This is a genomic window from Pseudomonas carassii, from assembly GCF_036324045.1.
In the GTDB taxonomy this organism is placed as follows: domain Bacteria; phylum Pseudomonadota; class Gammaproteobacteria; order Pseudomonadales; family Pseudomonadaceae; genus Aquipseudomonas; species Aquipseudomonas peradeniyensis.
Map to the genome: position 1 here is coordinate 17353 of NZ_JAZDCT010000047.1, position 18341 is coordinate 35693.

Annotated in this window: 20 protein-coding genes and 5 tRNA genes; 19 read left to right on the forward strand and 6 right to left on the reverse strand. The window is 65.6% G+C overall.

Features of this window, described 5'->3' with window-relative positions:
* Positions 1 to 93: 93 nt before the first annotated feature.
* Both V0R62_RS24500 and V0R62_RS24505 read left to right on the forward strand, forming a co-directional pair.
* Complete coding sequence (locus tag V0R62_RS24500) at positions 94 to 981, forward strand: ATP-binding protein (protein WP_084941800.1); 888 nt, start codon at positions 94 to 96, stop codon at positions 979 to 981.
* Positions 982 to 1464: a GAF domain-containing protein gene (locus tag V0R62_RS24505; RefSeq protein ID WP_330105552.1), complete on the forward strand. Its 483-nt coding sequence runs from the start codon at positions 982 to 984 to the stop codon at positions 1462 to 1464.
* 175 nt (positions 1465 to 1639) lie between these two features.
* On the opposite strand, the gene V0R62_RS24510 is transcribed toward V0R62_RS24505, so the two are convergent.
* Positions 1640 to 2407, reverse strand: coding sequence for a hypothetical protein (locus tag V0R62_RS24510; protein ID WP_186599763.1), 768 nt, complete (start codon positions 2405 to 2407; stop codon positions 1640 to 1642).
* A 430-nt stretch (positions 2408 to 2837) separates the two neighbouring features.
* On the opposite strand from V0R62_RS24510, the gene V0R62_RS24515 reads away from it, so the two are divergent.
* The 6 genes from V0R62_RS24515 (at position 2838) to V0R62_RS24540 (ending at position 3870) form a co-directional block, all read left to right on the forward strand.
* Positions 2838 to 2913 (forward strand) — tRNA-Glu (locus V0R62_RS24515).
* 4 nt (positions 2914 to 2917) lie between these two features.
* Positions 2918 to 2993: transfer RNA gene (locus V0R62_RS24520), tRNA-Gly, on the forward strand.
* A 92-nt stretch (positions 2994 to 3085) separates the two neighbouring features.
* Positions 3086 to 3161 (forward strand) — tRNA-Glu (locus V0R62_RS24525).
* A 5-nt stretch (positions 3162 to 3166) separates the two neighbouring features.
* Positions 3167 to 3242: transfer RNA gene (locus V0R62_RS24530), tRNA-Gly, on the forward strand.
* A gap of 81 nt (positions 3243 to 3323) precedes the next feature.
* Positions 3324 to 3399, forward strand: a tRNA-Gly gene (locus tag V0R62_RS24535).
* 246 nt (positions 3400 to 3645) lie between these two features.
* Complete coding sequence (locus V0R62_RS24540; protein ID WP_330105553.1) at positions 3646 to 3870, forward strand: hypothetical protein; 225 nt, start codon at positions 3646 to 3648, stop codon at positions 3868 to 3870.
* Positions 3871 to 3933: 63 nt separating this feature from the next.
* Here V0R62_RS24540 and V0R62_RS24545 read toward each other — a convergent pair whose 3' ends face one another.
* The 4 genes from V0R62_RS24545 to V0R62_RS24560 all read right to left on the reverse strand — a co-directional run bounded on the left by V0R62_RS24545 (position 3934) and on the right by V0R62_RS24560 (position 7715).
* Positions 3934 to 4344: a PA2817 family protein gene (locus tag V0R62_RS24545; RefSeq protein WP_050704684.1), complete on the reverse strand. Its 411-nt coding sequence runs from the start codon at positions 4342 to 4344 to the stop codon at positions 3934 to 3936.
* A gap of 208 nt (positions 4345 to 4552) precedes the next feature.
* Positions 4553 to 7000, reverse strand: a complete 2448-nt coding sequence (locus tag V0R62_RS24550) for an acyl-CoA dehydrogenase (protein ID WP_330105554.1) — start codon at positions 6998 to 7000, stop codon at positions 4553 to 4555.
* A 236-nt stretch (positions 7001 to 7236) separates the two neighbouring features.
* Positions 7237 to 7479: a DUF3077 domain-containing protein gene (locus tag V0R62_RS24555; protein WP_186735909.1), complete on the reverse strand. Its 243-nt coding sequence runs from the start codon at positions 7477 to 7479 to the stop codon at positions 7237 to 7239.
* Positions 7476 to 7715 (reverse strand): hypothetical protein, encoded by a 240-nt coding sequence (locus tag V0R62_RS24560; protein WP_330105555.1) that lies wholly within the window; start codon positions 7713 to 7715, stop codon positions 7476 to 7478. Before V0R62_RS24560 ends, V0R62_RS24555 begins: the two co-directional genes overlap by 4 nt.
* Positions 7716 to 8248: 533 nt before the next feature.
* On the opposite strand from V0R62_RS24560, the gene V0R62_RS24565 reads away from it, so the two are divergent.
* The 3 genes from V0R62_RS24565 (at position 8249) to V0R62_RS24575 (ending at position 10713) form a co-directional block, all read left to right on the forward strand.
* Positions 8249 to 8872 (forward strand): glutathione S-transferase, encoded by a 624-nt coding sequence (locus tag V0R62_RS24565; protein WP_330105556.1) that lies wholly within the window; start codon positions 8249 to 8251, stop codon positions 8870 to 8872.
* 132 nt (positions 8873 to 9004) lie between these two features.
* The gene (locus V0R62_RS24570; RefSeq protein ID WP_028690973.1) at positions 9005 to 9937 is read left to right on the forward strand and encodes an ABC transporter ATP-binding protein; all 933 of its coding nucleotides are present in this window, start codon (positions 9005 to 9007) and stop codon (positions 9935 to 9937) included.
* Positions 9934 to 10713, forward strand: a complete 780-nt coding sequence (locus V0R62_RS24575; RefSeq protein ID WP_028690974.1) for an ABC transporter permease — start codon at positions 9934 to 9936, stop codon at positions 10711 to 10713. Before V0R62_RS24570 ends, V0R62_RS24575 begins: the two co-directional genes overlap by 4 nt.
* Here the strand turns inward: V0R62_RS24575 and V0R62_RS24580 are convergent.
* On the reverse strand, positions 10597 to 11238 hold the full coding sequence (locus V0R62_RS24580) for a DUF2062 domain-containing protein (RefSeq protein WP_052896362.1): 642 nt from the start codon (positions 11236 to 11238) through the stop codon (positions 10597 to 10599). The two genes, V0R62_RS24575 and V0R62_RS24580, sit on opposite strands and share 117 nt — an antisense overlap.
* A 144-nt stretch (positions 11239 to 11382) precedes the next feature.
* On the opposite strand from V0R62_RS24580, the gene V0R62_RS24585 reads away from it, so the two are divergent.
* The 8 genes from V0R62_RS24585 to murB all read left to right on the forward strand — a co-directional run bounded on the left by V0R62_RS24585 (position 11383) and on the right by murB (position 18327).
* Complete coding sequence (locus V0R62_RS24585; RefSeq protein WP_330105557.1) at positions 11383 to 13596, forward strand: DNA internalization-related competence protein ComEC/Rec2; 2214 nt, start codon at positions 11383 to 11385, stop codon at positions 13594 to 13596.
* 199 nt (positions 13597 to 13795) lie between these two features.
* Positions 13796 to 14431: a MotA/TolQ/ExbB proton channel family protein gene (locus V0R62_RS24590; RefSeq protein WP_028690976.1), complete on the forward strand. Its 636-nt coding sequence runs from the start codon at positions 13796 to 13798 to the stop codon at positions 14429 to 14431.
* Entirely contained in the window at positions 14428 to 14862 is a 435-nt protein-coding gene (locus V0R62_RS24595) for an ExbD/TolR family protein (protein WP_110739307.1), read from the forward strand. Before V0R62_RS24590 ends, V0R62_RS24595 begins: the two co-directional genes overlap by 4 nt.
* Positions 14862 to 15866 (forward strand): tetraacyldisaccharide 4'-kinase, encoded by a 1005-nt coding sequence (gene lpxK, locus V0R62_RS24600; RefSeq protein WP_330105558.1) that lies wholly within the window; start codon positions 14862 to 14864, stop codon positions 15864 to 15866. Before V0R62_RS24595 ends, lpxK begins: the two co-directional genes overlap by 1 nt.
* Before the next feature lie 34 nt (positions 15867 to 15900).
* Complete coding sequence (locus tag V0R62_RS24605; RefSeq protein ID WP_011532874.1) at positions 15901 to 16086, forward strand: Trm112 family protein; 186 nt, start codon at positions 15901 to 15903, stop codon at positions 16084 to 16086.
* Complete coding sequence (gene kdsB / locus V0R62_RS24610) at positions 16083 to 16847, forward strand: 3-deoxy-manno-octulosonate cytidylyltransferase (protein WP_330105559.1); 765 nt, start codon at positions 16083 to 16085, stop codon at positions 16845 to 16847. The genes V0R62_RS24605 and kdsB overlap by 4 nt, the downstream gene beginning before the upstream one ends.
* The gene (locus V0R62_RS24615) at positions 16847 to 17311 is read left to right on the forward strand and encodes a low molecular weight protein-tyrosine-phosphatase (RefSeq protein WP_330105560.1); all 465 of its coding nucleotides are present in this window, start codon (positions 16847 to 16849) and stop codon (positions 17309 to 17311) included. Before kdsB ends, V0R62_RS24615 begins: the two co-directional genes overlap by 1 nt.
* A complete protein-coding gene (gene murB, locus V0R62_RS24620; protein WP_186600582.1) occupies positions 17308 to 18327 on the forward strand; it encodes a UDP-N-acetylmuramate dehydrogenase in 1020 nt (339 codons plus the stop codon). Before V0R62_RS24615 ends, murB begins: the two co-directional genes overlap by 4 nt.
* Positions 18328 to 18341: the final 14 nt, after the last annotated feature.

Sequence of the window (18341 nt, forward strand, 5' to 3'; positions counted from 1 at the left end):
CCTGGCTGCTGGCGGGTCTGTCTGTTCATTTCAGTTGTTCGTCGATAGTGGGTCGCTGTGCGCCCCCAAAAACTGAAATCAATAGGAGTCGTCATGGACGCCCGTCTCAATGCTTTCCTCGACCGCGCCGAATCGGTCCTCGCCCGCCTCGAACCCTTGCTGCCGGCCCCACGCCCGGACATCGACTGGACCCGCACCCTGGCCGCCCGCTGGCAGCGCGACGGCCGCAGCGGCTACCTGATGCCCCTCGAAGTCAGCCTCGACATCCGCCTGTCCGACCTGATCGGCGTCGACCAGCAGCGTGAACAGCTGGGCCGCAACACCCACCAGTTCATCAACGGCATGCCGGCCAACCACGCCCTGCTGTGGGGCTCGCGCGGCACCGGCAAGTCGTCGCTGGTGCGTGCGCTGCTGGCCGAGCATGCGGGCCAGGGCCTGCGCCTGATCGAAATCGAGCGCGACCACCTGGCCGACCTGCCGCGGGTGGTCGAGCAACTGCAAAAGCTCGAACAACGCTTCATCCTGTTCTGCGACGACCTGTCGTTCGAAGCCGGGGAGGGCGACTACCGGGTGCTCAAGAGCGTGCTCGACGGCTCGCTGGAGCAGGCCCCGGACAACGTGCTGCTGTACGCCACCTCCAACCGCCGCCACCTGGTGCCGGAGAAGCAGAGCGACAACGAGAACTGGAAGATGGTCGACGGCGAGCTGCACCCCAACGAGGCGGTGGAGGACAAGATCGCCTTGTCCGACCGCTTCGGCCTGTGGCTGTCGTTCTACCCGTTCAGCCAGGAGCATTTCCTCAACGTGGTCGAGCACTGGATTGGCCAGCTGGCGCGCCCGGCCGGGCTGCAGTGGCAGCGCAGCGAAGCGCTCGACATCCTCGCCGTGCGCTGGGCCACTGGCCGCGGCAACCGTAATGGCCGTTGTGCCTATCAGTTCGCCCGCTACTGGGTCGGGCTGCAATTGCTGGAGCAGAAATAAATGATCGACCTCAACGCCAGTGGCCAAGGCCTCGATGGCTACGACCTGCTGGCCGCGCAAGCGCAGGCGCTGTTCGCCGACGAGCGCGACTTCATCGCCAACGCCGCGCAGTTCTCGGCGTTTCTCTACAACCAGGTAGAGGACCTGAACTGGGCGGGCTTCTATATCAACCGCAACGAAGAGCTGGTGCTCGGCCCGTTCCAGGGCCAGGTGGCGTGTGTGCGCATCCCGTTCAGCCGGGGCGTGTGCGGCGCCGCGGCGGCCACTCGCATGACCCAGCGGGTCGAGGACGTGCATGCGTTTCCCGGGCATATCGCCTGTGACAGCGCGTCCAACAGCGAGTTGGTGATCCCGTTGGTCAAGGCCGGCAGGCTGATCGGCGTGCTCGACCTGGACAGCCCGAAGCTGGCGCGCTTCAGCGAGGTCGATCAGGCGGGGTTGGAGCGGTTGGTCGAGGTGTTCCTCGAGTTGACCGATTGCTGAAATGAAGAAGGGGCCTGCGAAGGCCCCTTTCTATATCAAGATCGCTGGGGCTGCTTTGCAGCCCTTTCGCGGCACAAGGCCGCTCCTACAGGGGATCGTGGTCGCCTGTAGGAGCGGCCTTGCCGAGGCGTCGGACCGGCCGGAAAGGGGTGCGAAGCGCCCCCCAGAATCCCGATCAGTCGTAAATGACCTTCTTCTTCCAGGTCTCGTCCTCGTCGGTCTTGAGCCCCTGGGTCAGCGCGTTCTGTTCATTCTCCGCCGGTTCCATCTGGTCCAGCACCTGGGCATTGGCCCGGTTCAGCAGTTTCTCAAGGTAAGTCAGCTGCTCTTCATACTGCTTCGGCTCAGGCTGCTTGCGCAGGTACTGCACGCCGCGCTCGAACGCCAGGCGTGCCTGCCCCGGCTGGTTCTGCTGCAGGGCCTGCTGGCCGAGATTGTTGAAGAACTCGATATGCAGCAGCACCAGGATATGGCGAATCTCCTTGACCCAGTACTTGCCTTCGTTGGTCGCCAGGAAGCCTTCCTGGGTGGCGCGCACGATCTGGTTGTGCAGCAGTTCCAGCAAGAAGCGCACATCCTTGGCCTTGACCTCGGTGTGGATAGGCGAGGGCGGGTTGCTCACCGGGATCCTCTCGCCCTGGCCGATCAGCCCTTCCAGCTCGGCGATGCGCGCCTTGAGGTCGCCACTGTGCTTGTCCAGGGCCAGCTGGCGCTGGTTGAGGTTCAGTTCCAGGCGGGTCAGCAGCAGCTTGAGCGCGGGCGTCATGAACTGCCCAGGGAAGGTCTCGGTGATTTCGCCGCAGCGACGCAGGCGGTCGGCCAGCTCGACCTTGAGCCGTGCACGCTCGAGCTTGCCGTTCTCGACCACATTGTTGAGGTAGCCGATCACGATCAGCAGCGCGATACCCGCAACGATAAGCAGGGTGATCAGAAGTGGTGTCACCGTTAACGCCTCATGAAGAAGTTTTGCATCTATCGAGAGTGTAGTGAGTCCGCCCGAAAGCGAACAGTGCAGCCTGGCGGAACAGCCTGCGCTCCCTCATATCTGTAGATATGCGTGGGAGCGGGCTAGCCCCGCATGGGCCCTCAAGCCTTGCCTATATGTATCGGCCCGTAATCCAAAACCTACAGATAGTGGCATATCGCCACGAGCTTGCCGAGCCAACGTCAGAAAAGCAACGCCAATCCCCGGACGCATCCTGCACCACCACCCATGACGACGGGAAGTCATTGATTTAAATAAATTTCTACAAAGGGGTTGACGACCTTCCAAGGCATCCATAGAATGCGCGCCACTTGCAGCGTAAAGCACACAGCGAAACGCGGCAGGGAGTGAAAGCAAGCAGTACTTTAATAGGTAGTGCGAGCAGCGTGTCCCCTTCGTCTAGTGGCCTAGGACACCGCCCTTTCACGGCGGTAACAGGGGTTCGAGTCCCCTAGGGGACGCCATATTGCGGGAATAGCTCAGTTGGTAGAGCACGACCTTGCCAAGGTCGGGGTCGCGAGTTCGAGTCTCGTTTCCCGCTCCAGTTTCTCCGGCACTGCTTCGGCAGGGCAGGAAAAGAAAATCCAGGCTGAATCGTGAGGTTCATGTTCTGGTGCGCTGAAAAGCGTCGGCTTAGTCCCCTTCGTCTAGTGGCCTAGGACACCGCCCTTTCACGGCGGTAACAGGGGTTCGAGTCCCCTAGGGGACGCCATATTTGCGGGAATAGCTCAGTTGGTAGAGCACGACCTTGCCAAGGTCGGGGTCGCGAGTTCGAGTCTCGTTTCCCGCTCCAGTTTCAACGCATCGTTTTCGACGGTGCAGGTGGTGAAGGTCGTCAAGGCGCTTCACGCCACATGCGGTAAAGCTTCACCCTGCGGGAATAGCTCAGTTGGTAGAGCACGACCTTGCCAAGGTCGGGGTCGCGAGTTCGAGTCTCGTTTCCCGCTCCAAATTGAAAACGCCACTTCATTTGAAGTGGCGTTTTTTTTTGCTCGCTTGGTTGGTTTTTGGGGCGAGCTGGCTCAGCACACCTATCAATTTTGCTAGTTGGCTAATGTCGTCTGAGGGCGTACAACGGCATGGCGCTACTCGTTACGTGCCCGATGTTCGTACTCATACCATCAGTTATTACTCTGTCGGGGGAGAATGTGGCGCGCCTGATCCCACTCCATTCTGCCTTGAACAAGGAAGGAGCAATGACCGTGACGATCGAAAAGACGGATTTGGAAGTCCAGCTGGAGATATGTAAACGGGCGGTCGATGCGTGGAGGCGTTATGAAGAAAGTAAAGGGCCGCAGCCCCCTCCGCAGGTAGAACGACTTCGACTGGAAGCAGAGTTCTTATGTTCTTCGGCGCATCATTTTTTCGGGGGTAAGGCTAGGATTCCCCCTGATTTGCTAGATCGTGATTTGGCGGAGTGAATTCACTTGTCCCGCTCAGGTGATTGGGGTTCCCGGCCCATATGGGGCCGGGATGCATCTACATCAGTGAATATCACCCTGAGCAGGCTTGGCTAGCAGTTGCTTTTCTTGGTGCCAATCAAACGCTTCGCCGTTCTGCTCTGCCTCGTAGCGTCGCTCTTCCAGCGTCTGGTAAAGCTCCAGCTCGTCATCCGGCATGAAATGCAAGCAATCCCCGCCAAAGAACCACAGCAAATCACGCGGCACCAGATGGGCGATCTGCGGATAGCGTTGGATCACCTGGCAGATCAGGTCCTGGCCCAGGTACTGGCTTTCCAGTGGGTCCTGGGGCAGCAGGGTGAGCAGTTCGTCGAAGCGCTCGAGGAACAGGGCGTGGCTTTCCTCCGGGACCTGTTCGGCTTCACCCAGCGCGGCCAGGATGGTGCGCAGGTGGTGGAGCAGTTGCAGGTGGTATTCCAGATGGGGGTTGGCCATGGCGGCGGTCCTCGGTGGTTGAAACGGGGGGCGGAGTATACGCCGGTTTTGCATAGGCTGGCAGCGTGGCTGCCTGTACTGGCGCTATCGCGGGGCAAGTCGCATCGGCGCACCGCCGCTCCCACGAACAAACTGTGAACTTATGTTCGTGGGAGCGGCAGCGGCGGTGCGCCGATGCGACTTGCCCCGCGATGCGGTCGACGAATGCTCAGCGCACTTTGCCTGCCTCGGGCAACAGCACGTCCTTGTCGAACGCATCCACATCGATCACCACCCGCCGCGCCTGCTCGGCCTGATGCAGGTGCTGGCCTTCCTCCGCCTGCAATACGCCCGCTTCGATGGCGGCGTCGATCAGCGATTGCCCCGGTGCCGCCTGCACCTTGCCTTCCTTGACTGCCTGATGCAGCGCCTTGTGCAGCGGGGCGGCATCGTCCAGCAGGTCGCAGGCCGTCTGCAGTGCGGCCACCGGGTCGCCGTCGGCCTGAGGCCTGAAGCAACCCGCCAGCAGCTCTTCCAGCGCCGGGTCGCCTTTGCGTCGGCCGATCAGCGCCGCCACCTCGGCATCCAGTTCATCGCTGGGCCCGGTATGCCGGCGGCCGAACGGGAACACCAGCACCCGCAGGGCGCAGCCCAGGAAACGATTGGGGAAGTTGTCAAGCAATGCGTCCAGCGCTTTCTCGGCCTGCCCCAGGCTTTCCTCCAGCGCCCAGCGCAGCAGCGGACGTAGATGCTCGGGCGAGCCGAGGTCGTGATAGCGCTTGAGCGCGGCGCTGGACAGGTACAGATAGCTGAGCACATCGCCCAGCCGGGCGCTCAGGCGTTCGCGGCGCTTGAGCGCGCCGCCCAGCAGCATCATCGACAGGTCGGCCAGCAGGGCGAACGCCGCCGCCTGGCGGTTGAGGGCGCGGAAGTAGCCCTGGCTCAGGGCATCACCCGGGACCTTCTCGAAATGCCCCAGGCCCAGGCCCAGCACCAGGGTGCTGGCAGCGTTGCCGGCGGCGAACAGGATGTGCTGCAGCAGCAGGTCGTCGAACTCGTTCAGCGCCTGGTCGTGGTCCTCGCGCCCGGCCAGGGCCATTTCCCTGAGCACAAACGGGTGGCAGCGGATCGCGCCCTGGCCGAAGATCATCAGGTTGCGCGACAGGATGTTGGCCCCCTCGACGGTGATGAAGATCGGCGCGCCTTGCCAGTTGCGGCCCAGGTAGTTGTTTGGGCCCATGATGATGCCCTTGCCACCGTGCACGTCCATGGCGTGCTGGATGCATTCGCGGCCGCGCTCGGTGAGGTGGTACTTGAGGATCGCCGACAGCACCGAGGGTTTTTCCCCGAGGTCCACGGCCTTGGCGGTGAGCAGGCGGGCGCTGTCCATCAGCCAGGCGTTGCCGCCAATGCGCGCCAGGGATTCCTGGATGCCTTCGAAGGCGGCCAGCGGCACGTTGAACTGTTCGCGCACCCGGGCGTACTGGCCGGTGACGAGGCTTGTGTACTTGGCCGCGCCCGTGCCGACCGCCGGCAGGGAGATCGAGCGGCCCACCGACAGGCAGTTCATCAGCATCATCCAGCCCTTGCCGAGCATGGCCTGGCCGCCGATCAGGCAGTCCAGCGGCACGAACACGTCCTTACCGCTGTTGGGGCCGTTCATGAACGCAGCCCCTAACGGTAGATGCCGCTGGCCGATTTCCACGCCGGGGAGGTCGGTGGGGATCAGTGCCAGGCTGATGCCCAGCTCGGTCTGCTCGCCCAACAGGTGGTCGGGGTCGTAGGCCTTGAAAGCCAGGCCCAGCAGGGTGGCCACCGGGCCAAGGGTGATGTAGCGCTTTTCCCAGTTCAGGCGCAGGCCGATGACCTCTTCACCCTGCCACTGGCCTTTGCAGATGACGCCGGTGTCGGGCATGGCCCCGGCGTCGGAGCCAGCCAGGGGGCCGGTGAGGGCGAAGCAGGGGATGTCGTCGCCACGGGCCAGGCGCGGCAGGTAGTGGCTGCGTTGCTCATCAGTGCCGTAGTGCAGCAGCAGTTCGGCCGGGCCAAGGGAGTTGGGCACCATCACCGTGGAGGCCAAGTCGCCGCTGCGGGTGGCCAGTTTCATCGCCACCTGGGAGTGGGCGTAGGCCGAGAAGCCCTTGCCGCCGTATTCCTTGGGGATGATCAGGGCAAAGAAGCCGTGCTGCTTGATGAAGTCCCAGGCTTGCGGCGGCAGGTCGAGGTCCTGGCCGATCTGCCAGTCGCTGACCATGGCGCACAGCTGCTCGGTGGGGCCGTCGATGAAGGCCTGTTCCTCATCGGTGAGCCTGGGCGCGTCGTAGTCGAGCAGGGTGTTCCAGTCGGGGCGGCCGCTGAACAGGTGGCCGTCCCACCACACGGTGCCGGCGTCGATGGCTTCGCGCTCGGTCTGCGACATCGGCGGCAGGGTGCGCTGGAACCAGCTGAACATCGGCGCGGTGAACAGCTTGCGGCGCATTTCGGGCAGGACGAAGAAGGCGGCCTTGAGGGCGATCACCACCCAGATCAGCGTCAGCAGCCAGCCCGGCGCCGTGCTGAACAGGCCCATGAGCAGGGTATAGGCGGCGATTGCCGCGAGGATCTGCAGTGGCGCCAGGCGCCGATGCAGGAGATACGCGGCGCCTAGCACCAGGACCAGCAACCACAACAGCAGCATGATTCTTCCTCCTTGGAAGCGGGGGGCGGGGGCGATCCACAGAGCTTAGACGTGTTGGGGTGGATGGCCTGCTTAGAAGACTGACCGGGTTGGGTGGCGGGAGTTCGGTGGTGGTTGATGGATCCTGGGGCCGCTGTGCGGCCCTTTCGCGACACAAGGCCGCTCCTACAGGGATATGCGTACCCCTGTAGGAGCGGCCTTGTGTCGCGAAAGGGCTGCGCAGCAGCCCCCGCGGTTCATGCGGTCTTCCGGTTCAGCCCCACCTCCATGTCATCGATCAGCGCCTTGGCCATGGCGCTGAGGATCCGCGCCGAGCTGCCGGCCAGCAGGTCGCCTTCCATCTCCGCCTCGCAGGTCAGGTGGCGGATGCAGCCGAGCAGCACCGACAACTCGCTGAAGGCGTCTTCGAACGTAACGCCCGGCTCGACCTTGAACAGGTCCAGGCAGGTGGTGCGGCCCGCGGTATGCCCGCGGCTCATGGCTGCACCTGCGGCTTGTGCTCGAGCAGGGCGCAGGCCAGCTGGCCGAGGTAGTCGCTGGCGGTGAACAGGCGGTCCTGGGTTTCGCCGGGCTCGGTCTTGAAGTAGATGTCGAGGACGTCGGAAAGGGCGGTGGCCACTTCGACGGCGGCGGCCATGGCGTCGTCGCGGGGGAGGGTGGGGCGGATGGTGATGAAGTGGGAGAGGCGGGGTGGGTCTGGGACGATTTTTTTCATGGTCGAGAGTCCTATGCGGTCATTGAAAACCACCATCCAGGCCTTTTCTCACGAGGTGAGGGTGGCGGCCGTGTACGAGGTGAGAAAACCGGGACATAGGACAAACCCGGCCAGACCAAAGTCTGCCCGCACACGGCCACCATGACGAAGCCGCTGGTTGTCATATGTAGTCGGGTTTCTCACGCCCGGTCACCCAATTTGGCGACCTGGTGAAGTTATCCCCGGGGTATTTCCCCGACAACGCGGCGGCTTCCGGCAAGCGCGTAGGATAGTTCCCAAGTTTTGCTGGCTGAAGCATTTGGTTTCAGGTTCGGAAATATCTGACAGTCTTTGAGATCGCAGGGGCTGCTGCGCAGCCCTTTCGTGGCACAAGGCCGCTCCTACAGGATGTGCGCCAGCTTTGCCGTGGTGCGGTCCCAGTAGGAGCGGCCTTGTGCCGCGAAAGGGCCGCAAAGCGGCCCCCCGGTTTCGCTGGCACCGCCCACCGCTTGGAGTAGACTGACCCCCCTCCCGCATTCATTAAGGACGTTGCCATGCTGAAGATCTGGGGCCGCAAGAATTCGAGCAATGTGCGCAAGGCGTTGTGGATCGCCCACGAGCTGGGCCTGGACTTCGAGTCCATCGATGCCGGCGGCGCCTTCGGCGTGGTCAACGAACCGCATTACCGGGCACTCAACCCCAACGGCCTGGTGCCCATGCTCGAAGACGGCGACCTGGTGCTGTGGGAGTCCAACACCATCGTGCGCTACCTGTGCGCCGAGTACGGCGCGGAACAAGGCTGGTACCTCGACGACCCGCGCCAGCGCGCCCTGGCCGACAAGTGGATGGACTGGACCACCTCGTCCTTCGCAGGCCCGTTCCGCCCGCTGTTCTGGGGCCTGCTACGCACCCCCGAGGACCAGCGCGACTGGGTGGCGATCAACGCCGCGCACAAGCAGTGCGCGCAACTGCTGGCCATCGCCGACGAGACCCTGGCCAAACAGCCGTACCTCTCCGGCGAGCAGATCGGCATGGGCGACATTCCCCTGGGCAGCTTCATCTACGCCTGGTTCGAAATGCCCATCGAACGCCCGGCCATGCGCCACCTCGAAGCCTGGTACGCGCGCCTCAAGCAGCGCCCGGCCTACCAGGCGGCGGTGATGACCGCCCTGACGTGACGCCACTTCGATAGTCATTATCAATAGATGTGACTGTACTTGTGCTGCCAGCCCTTGCACCATGGCCGCACTCACTGCGCCAGTGACTTCACCTGGCGTGTCCCGCACCCTTTTCTCGGTACCCGACCCGCTATGAGTTCCGCCCTGTCCATCCGACAGCTGACCAAGACCTACGGCAACGGTTTCCAGGCCCTCAAGGGCATCGACCTGGACGTTTCCGAAGGCGACTTCTTCGCCTTGCTCGGCCCCAACGGCGCCGGCAAGTCCACCACCATCGGCATTCTCTCGACCCTGGTGAACAAGACCAGCGGCACGGTCAACGTGTTCGGCCACGACCTGGACCGCGAGCCCGCGGCGCTCAAGCGCTGCCTGGGCGTGGTGCCCCAGGAGTTCAACTTCAACCAGTTCGAGAAGACCTTCGACATCGTCGTCACCCAGGCCGGCTACTACGGCATCCCGCCCAAGGTGGCCAAGGAGCGCGCCGAGCAGTACCTGACGCAGCTCGGGCTGTGGGACAAGCGCGACGTGCCGTCGCGTTCGCTGTCCGGCGGCATGAAGCGCCGGCTGATGATTGCCCGGGCGCTGATCCACGAGCCGCGCCTGCTGATCCTCGACGAGCCGACCGCCGGGGTGGACATCGAGCTGCGCCGTTCGATGTGGAGCTTCCTCACCGAGCTCAACCAGAAGGGCATCACCATCATCCTCACCACCCACTACCTCGAAGAGGCCGAACAGCTGTGCCGCAACATCGGCATCATCGACCACGGCACCATCGTCGAGAACACCAGCATGCGCCAGCTGCTGGGCAAGCTGCACGTCGAGACCTTCGTCCTCGACCTCAAGCACGACCTGCCCGCCGCGCCTGAGCTGCAGGGTTACCCGTGCCGGCTGATCACCCCGCATACCCTGGAGGTGCAGGTGGACAAGGACATCGGCATCACCGCGCTGTTCGGCCAGCTGGCGCTGAAGAACATCGAGGTGCAGAGCCTGCGCAACAAGACCAACCGACTCGAGGAGCTGTTTGTGTCCCTGGTGGAAAAGAACCTGTCGAAGGTGGCCGTATGAGTGTGGAGCTGCGCACCAACTGGGTTGCCCTGAACACCATCGTCTACCGCGAAGTGCGGCGCTTCCTGCGTATCTGGCCGCAGACCCTGCTGCCGCCAGCCATCACCATGGTCCTGTACTTCGTGATCTTCGGCAACCTGATCGGCCGGCAGATCGGTGACATGGGCGGCTTCACCTACATGGAGTACATCGTGCCGGGGCTGATCATGATGTCGGTGATCACCAACTCCTACGGCAACGTGGTGTCGAGCTTTTTCGGCAGCAAGTTCCAGCGCTCCATCGAGGAGCTGATGGTGTCGCCGGTGTCGCCGCACACCATCCTCGTCGGCTATGTGCTGGGCGGTGTGCTACGAGGGCTGGCGGTGGGGGTGATCGTGACCATCCTGTCGCTGTTCTTCACCCATCTGCAGGTGCATCACCTGGGCGTGACCATCGTCGTGGTGCTGCTGACCGCGACCATCTTCTCGCTGCTGGGCTTCGTCAACGCGGTGTTCGCCCGCAACTTCGACGACATCTCGATCATCCCGACCTTCGTGCTGACGCCGCTGACCTACCTGGGCGGGGTGTTCTATTCGATCAACCTGCTGCCGCCGTTCTGGCAGACCGTGTCGCTGGCCAACCCCGTGCTGCACATGGTCAACTCGTTCCGCTACGGCATCCTAGGGGTGTCGGACATCAGCATCGGCACGGCGATCAGCTTCATGCTGGTGGCCACCGCGCTGCTCTACCTGCTGTGCGTGCGCCTGCTGGTCAGCGGCCGCGGCATGCGTGCCTGAGCTGCGGGTGAGGGCACAGCGGCACTGGCGCCGGCGCCACTGCCGGCCCACCCACCAGCGCCAGTAGCCCATGGTGGTGAAGTAGGCGAGCACGCCGAGCACCACCCCGCACACCACCGAGCCCAGCAGGAACGGTTGCCAGATCGTCGCCAGCTGGTCGGTGACCCAGTCGACGGTGATCTCGTCGGGCAGCGTGCGCGGCGGCACCTGCATCAGCCAGGCGCCGGTCATGTAGGTGACGAAGAACACCGGCGGCATGGTCAGCGGGTTGGTCAGCCACACCAGGCTCACCGCGATCGGCAGGTTGCCGCGCACCGGGATCGCCAGCGCGGCGGCCAGCAGCATCTGCATGGGAATCGGGATCAGCGCTGCGAACAGGCCGACGCCCATGGCCCGCGCCACCGAATGGCGATTCAGGTGCCACAGGTTGGGGTCGTGCAGCAGCTTGCCGAAAAAGCGTAAGGACTTGTGTTCGCGGATGCTGGTCGGGTCCGGCATGTAGCGTTTGAACAGACGGCGCGGCATGTGGGCTCCCGGCGGGGTTGAAGGGCGTCAGTATGCCTTGATTGAAGCGCAGCCTCGTTCAGAGTTTGTGACAATTGATTAGCAGGTTTTTCCCGCCGATCGGCTAAGCCTCAGGGGCCGTTTTCGCTTCTGGAGCTCTATCTCATGCGCACAGGGATGCTGGCGCTGGTGCTCGGGCTGTTGAGCCTGCGCTTTTTACCTGCCCTGCCACCGGTCGGATGGCTGATTCCATTGCTCTTGCTGGCCCTGGCTGGCCTGCGTACCCGGGCCTGGCCGCTGGGCTGGTGGGTGCTGGGTGTGTGCTGGGCCTGCTGGTCGGCGCAGCAGGCCCTGGACGACCGCCTGCCGGCCGCGCTGGACGGCCGCACGCTGTGGCTGGAGGGGCGGGTGGTCGGCCTGCCGACCCGTACCGAGCGCGGCGTGCGTTTCGAGCTGGAGCAGCCGCAGTCACGTCGGGCCCGGTTGCCCCAACGCGTGCAACTGAGCTGGTTTGACGGGCCGCCGCTACGGGCGGGGGAGCACTGGCGGCTGGCGGTCAACCTGCGTCGGCCGCAGGGCCTGCTCAACCCCCATGGCCCGGATCAGGAGGCCACGCTGTTGGCGCGGCGGGTCGGTGCCACCGGCACGGTCAAGGCCGGTACGCGCCAGGGCGAGGAGGCCAGCACTTGGCGCGACGGCCTGCGCCAGCGTTTGCTGACCACCGATGCCCATGGCCGGGAAGCGGCGTTGGCGGCCCTGGTGCTCGGGGATGGGGCAGGCTTGGCGCGGGAGGATTGGCAGGTGCTGCAGGCCACCGGCACGGTGCACCTGCTGGTGATTTCCGGGCAGCACATCGGCTTGCTGGCCGGATTGGTCTACGGGCTGGTGGCGGGGCTGGCGCGCCTGGGGGCCTGGCCCCTGCGTCTGCCGTGGCTGCCCTGGGCCTGCGGCCTGGCGATGACGGCGGCACTGGGTTACGGCTGGCTGGCGGGGTTCGGCGTGCCGGTGCAGCGGGCGTGCCTGATGCTGGCGGTGGTGCTGCTCTGGCGCTTGCGTTTTCGCCATCTGGGCGCCTGGGTGCCGTTGCTGATGGCGCTGTCGGGCGTGCTGCTGGTCGAGCCGCTGGCCAGCCTGTTGCCGGGGTTCTGGCTGTCGTTCGCTGCCGTGGCGGTGCTGGTGTTGTGTTTTGCCGCCCGGCTGGGCGCCTGGCGGCCCTGGCAGGCCTGGACCCGTCCCCAGTGGGTGATTGCCGTGGGGTTGTTGCCGGTGCTGCTGGCCTTGGGGCTGCCCGTCAGTCTCAGTGCGCCGCTGGCTAATCTGCTGACTGTGCCGTGGCTGAGCCTGGGCGTGCTGCCGCTGGCGTTGCTGGGCACGGCCCTGTTGCCGGTGCCTGGGCTGGGGGAGGGGATGCTGTGGCTGGCGGGCCTGTCGTTGGACGGATTGTTTGCCGTGCTGACGCGATTGGCAGGGCTGCGGCCGGCCTGGATACCCGAGCCACTGCCGTTGTGGGCCTGGCTGCTGGTGTGCCTGGGCGCCGTGCTGGTGTTGCTGCCCCGGGGCGTGCCGTTGCGGGCGCCGGGCGCGGTCCTGTTGCTGGCGCTGTGGGCGCCACGCGAACAGGTGCCGCCGGGGCAAGTGGAGGTCTGGCAGCTGGATGTGGGGCAGGGCCTGGCGGTGCTGCTGCGTACGCGTAATCACGCGCTGCTGTATGACGCAGGCCCGGCCCGGGGCGGCAGTGACCTGGGCGAGACGGTGGTGCTGCCGACCTTGCGCAAGCTTGGGGTGAAGGCGCTGGATGTGATGCTGATCAGCCATGGCCATGCCGACCATGCCGGTGGGGCGGCGGCCGTGCGGCGTGGCGTGCCGGTGGCGCGGGTGATGGCTGGCGAGGTTGCCGGGCTGGAGCCGGCGTCGCTGTGCCGCAGCGGCGAGCGCTGGCAGTGGGATGGCGTCGATTTCGAGCTCTGGCACTGGCCGCAGGGGGCTTCCAGCAACGAGCGCTCTTGTGTGTTGCGGGTGCAGGCCAAGGGCGAGCGCCTGCTGCTGGCCGGGGACATGGAGGCCGGCGCGGAGCGGGCGTGGCTGGCCGCAGCCGAGGATCCTCGGATGGATTGGTTGCAGGCGCCGCACCATGGCAGCCGCACGTCGTCCAGCGAGCCGTTCGTCCAGGCCACGGCGCCGCGCGGGGTACTGATTTCCCGAGGGCGGCACAATGGTTTCGGGCATCCCCATGGGCAGGTGGTCGAGCGCTATCGGCGGCATGGGGTGGTGGTGCATGACACGGCGGTGGAGGGGGCGTTGCGGTTGGTGCTGGGGAGTCGGGGTGGGGTGGAGGGTGTGCGCAGGGAGCGGCGGTTCTGGCGGGGGATTGGGGATTGAGCCGGGGGCGCTTTGCGCCCCTTTCGCGGCACAAGGCCGCTCCTGCAGGGACTGCGCGATCCCTGTAGGAGCGGCCTTGTGCCGCGAAAGGGCTGCAAAGCAGCCCCTGGGTCAACACAGGAATTCCCTGACCTCCGGCAGATGAGCCCCAGGCGCTCCTATGGTAGAGTGGCGGCCTTTTTCCGAGGGGATGCTAACTGTGTGGGAATTGGTCAAGTCCGGTGGCTGGATGATGCTGCCGATCATCCTGAGCTCCATCGCCGCCATGGCGATCGTCGTCGAGCGCCTGTGGACCCTGCGCGCCAGCCGTGTCACCCCGCCGCACCTGCTGGGCCAGGTGTGGATGTGGATCAAGGACAAGCAACTCACCAGTGACAAGCTCAAGGCCCTGCGCGCCGACTCGCCGCTGGGCGAGATCCTCGCCGCGGGCCTGGCCAACTCGCGCCACGGCCGCGAGATCATGAAAGAGTGCATCGAGGAGGCCGCCTCGCGGGTCATCCACGAGCTGGAGCGCTACATCAGCACTCTCGGCACCATCGCCGCCATGGCCCCGCTGCTGGGCCTGCTGGGCACCGTGCTTGGCATGATCGACATCTTCAGCGCCTTCATGGGCTCGCAGATGACCGCCAACGCCGCCGTCCTGGCCGGGGGTATCTCCAAGGCCCTGGTCACCACCGCGGCCGGCCTGATGGTCGGTATCCCGGCGGTGTTCTTCCACCGCTTCCTGCTGCGCCGCATCGATGAGCTGGTGGTGGGCATGGAGCAGGAGGCGATCAAGCTGGTGGAAGTGCTGCAGGGCGACCGCGAAGTGGAAGTGGCCGGAGGCAAGGCGTGAAGTTCCGGCGCAATCGCCAGCGCGAGAACGTCGACATCAACCTGGCGTCGTTGATCGACGTGGTGTTCGTGCTGCTGCTGTTCTTCGTGGTCACCACCACCTTCACCCGCGAGACCCAGCTGCGCGTCGAGCTGCCCGAGGCCAGCAGCGCCGAGCAGCCGCCGGCCGACCAGGGCAAGCTGGTGGAGATCTCCATCAGCGCCGATGGCGTGTACTCGGTGAACAACCACCTGCTGCCCAAGAGCGACCTGGACACCCTGACCGAGGCGATCGAGAAGGAGTCCGGCGGTGACATCACCTTGCCGCTGGCCATCAGCGCCGACGGCAAGACCCCGCACCAGGCTGTGATCACCGCAATGGACGCGGCCGGTAAGCTCGGCTTCAGCAAGTTGCGCATGACCACCGTCGAGGCCGCGCAGGGCAAGCCCTGATGGCCTTCGCCGACCGTCTGCTCGCCGCCTGGTACGCCGGGCACCCGGCGCTTGCCCTGTTGCGCCCGCTGGAGGCGCTGTACCGCCGCGTGGTGATACGCAAGCGCGCGCGCTTCCTCAGCGGCGAAAGTCCCAGCTACCGCGCCCCGGTACCGGTGATCGTGGTGGGCAACATCACCGTCGGCGGTACCGGCAAGACACCGATGATCCTTTGGCTGATCGAGCACTGCCGCCGGCAGGGGCTCAAGGTCGGCGTGGTCAGCCGTGGCTATGGCGCCAAGCCGCCGCAACATCCTTGGCGTGTCCAGGCTGACCAGCCTGCGGAGCAGGCCGGTGACGAGCCCCTGCTGATCGTCCAGCGCACCGGCGTGCCGCTGGTGATCGACCCCGACCGTTCCCGCGCCGTACAGGCCTTGCTGGCCAGCGACGCGCCGGACCTGATCCTGTGCGACGACGGCATGCAGCATTACCGCCTGGCCCGTGACCTGGAGCTGGTGCTGATCGATGCCGCCCGGGGCCTTGGCAATCGCCGCTGCCTGCCGGCCGGCCCGTTGCGCGAGCCGGCCGAGCGCCTGGGCGAGGCGGACGCGGTGCTGTTCAACGGCGCTGAGACCGACCGCGACGACGGCTTCGCCTTCCGCCTGCAACCTTCGGCGCTGATCAACCTGCGCAGTGGCGAGCGCCGCGAGCTCGACCTGTTCCCGCCTGGCCAGGCGCTGCACGCCGTGGCCGGCATCGGCAATCCGCAACGTTTCTTCAACACCCTGCTGGGGCTACACTGGCAGCCGGTGCCGCACCCTTTCGCCGACCATGCGCCCTACAGCCGTGAAGTGCTGTCGTTCAGCCCGCCGCTGCCACTGGTGATGACCGAGAAGGATGCGGTGAAATGCCGGCCCTTCGCCGCCGACGACTGGTGGTACCTGGCGGTCGACGCCGTGCCGACACCCGCCTTCAGCGCTTGGTTCGACGCCCAGCTCGACCGCCTGCTGCCCGGCCGCCCCTGAGCCTTTTTTCATTTTCCGTCGCAAGGACACCTCCATGGACACCAAACTGCTCGATATCCTGGCCTGCCCGATCACCAAGGGCCCGCTCAAGCTCAGCGCCGACAAGACCGAGCTGATCAGCAAGGGCGCGGGCCTGGCCTATCCGATCCGCGACGGCATCCCGGTGATGCTGGAAAGCGAAGCGCGCACCCTGACCGACGAAGAGCGCCTGGACAAATGAGCCTGGACTTCACCGTGGTGATTCCCGCCCGGCTGCGCTCCACGCGCCTGCCGGGCAAGCCATTGCTGTCGATCGCCGGCAAGCCGATGGTCCAGCATGTGTGGGAGCAGGCGCGCAAGAGCGGCGCCAGCCGCGTGGTCATCGCCACCGACGATGCCAGCATCGTCGAGGCCTGCCGGGCGTTTGGCGCCGAGGTGCTGCTGACCCGCGCCGACCATGAGTCGGGCACCGATCGCCTGGCCGAGGTGGCTGCTCAGCTGGGTCTGGCCGCCGATGCCATCGTGGTCAACGTGCAGGGCGACGAGCCGCTGATTCCGCCGGTGATCATCGACCAGGTGGCGGCCAACCTCGCCGCGCACCCGGAAGCCGGCATCGCCACCCTGGCCGAGCCGATCCACGCCCCGGAAACCATTTTCAATCCCAACGCGGTCAAGGTGGTCAGCGACAAGCACGGCCTGGCCCTGACCTTCAGCCGCGCGCCGCTGCCCTGGGCCCGTGACGCCTTCGCCAACAACCGTGACCAGCTGCCGGAGGGCGTGCCTTATCGCCGCCATATCGGCATGTACGCCTACCGCGTGGGCTTCCTCCAGGACTTCGTCGCCTGGGGCCCGTGCTGGCTGGAGCAGACCGAATCGCTGGAGCAACTGCGCGCCCTGTGGCACGGCGTGCGCATCCATGTCGCCGACGCCATCGAGGCGCCGGCCGTGGGCGTGGACACCCCTGAAGACCTGGAGCGCGTACGGCGCTTGCTGGAGGCCTGATGCGCGTTCTGTTCGTCTGCCTCGGCAATATCTGCCGTTCGCCGACCGCCGAAGGTGTGTTGCGCCACCAGCTCGAGGCCGCAGGTCTGGGTGATCTGGTGCAGGTGGCCTCCGCCGGCACCGGCGACTGGCATGTCGGCAAGGCGCCCGACAGCCGCACCTGCAAGGCTGCCCTGGCCCGTGGCTACGACCTGTCGCGCCAGCGTGCCCAGCAGGTCAAGGCGGCGCATTTCGCCGAGTACGACCTGGTCCTGGCCATGGACAAGAGCAACCTGGGCAGCCTGCAGGCCCTGCGCCCGCACAACGCCAAGGGCGAGCTCGACCTGTTCCTGCGCCGCTATGGCGCGGCCCTGGACGAAGTGCCGGACCCTTACTACGGCGGTGCCGAAGGCTTCGAGCAGGTCTTGGACCTGATCGAGGCGGCCTGCCGCGAGCTGGTTGTGGAAATCAAGGGGCGGTTATGACGGCGCACTGGCAGGAGCGCGTGTCGCTCAAGCCCTACAACACCTTCGGCATCGATGTCAGTGCCCGCTACTTCACCCAGGCCCATGACGACGACGAAGTCCGCCAGGCCCTGGCCCAGGCCGCCGAGCGGCAGGTACCGGTGCTGGTGATCGGCGGCGGCAGCAACCTGCTGCTGTCCCGCGATGTCGAGGCCCTGGTGCTGCATATGGCCAGTCGTGGCCGACGCCTGCTCAGCGACGATGGTGAGCGGGTGGTGGTGGAGGCCGAGGCCGGCGAGCCTTGGCACCCGTTCGTGCAGTGGAGCCTTGGGCAGGGCTTGTGCGGGTTGGAAAACCTCAGCCTGATCCCCGGCACCGTGGGCGCCGCGCCGATGCAGAACGTCGGTGCCTATGGCGTGGAGATCAAGGATGTGTTCGCTGGCCTGACCGCGCTGGACCGCGAGACCGGCGAGCTGCGGGATTTCTCGCTGGAGGAGTGCGCGTTCGGTTATCGCGACAGCCTGTTCAAGCGCAACCCCGGGCGCTGGCTGATTGTGCGGGTGCGCTTTGCCTTGAATCGTACCTTGCAGGCACACCTGGATTACGGCCCGGTGCGTCAGCGCCTGGCGGAGCAGGGCGTCGAGCAGCCGACCGCGCAGGCGATCAGCGACGCGATCTGCAGCATCCGTCGGGAAAAGCTGCCGGATCCGGCTGAGCTGGGGAATGCCGGGAGCTTCTTCAAGAATCCGGTGGTGTCCGCTGAGTTGGCCGAGCGTATCCGTGCCGGGCATCCTGGCGTGGTGGCCTATCCCCAGGCCGATGGCCAGGTGAAACTGGCGGCCGGCTGGCTGATCGAGCAGGCGGGGTGGAAAGGCTATCGTGATGGCGATGCCGGGGTGCACCGCTTGCAGTCGCTGGTGCTGGTGAACTACGGCCAGGCGAGCGGGGCGCAGTTGCATGCGCTGGCTCGGCGGATCCAGGCGGATATCCTCGAGCGCTTCGGGGTGGAGCTGGAGATGGAGCCGAACCTGTACTGATGGGTTGGCCTGTG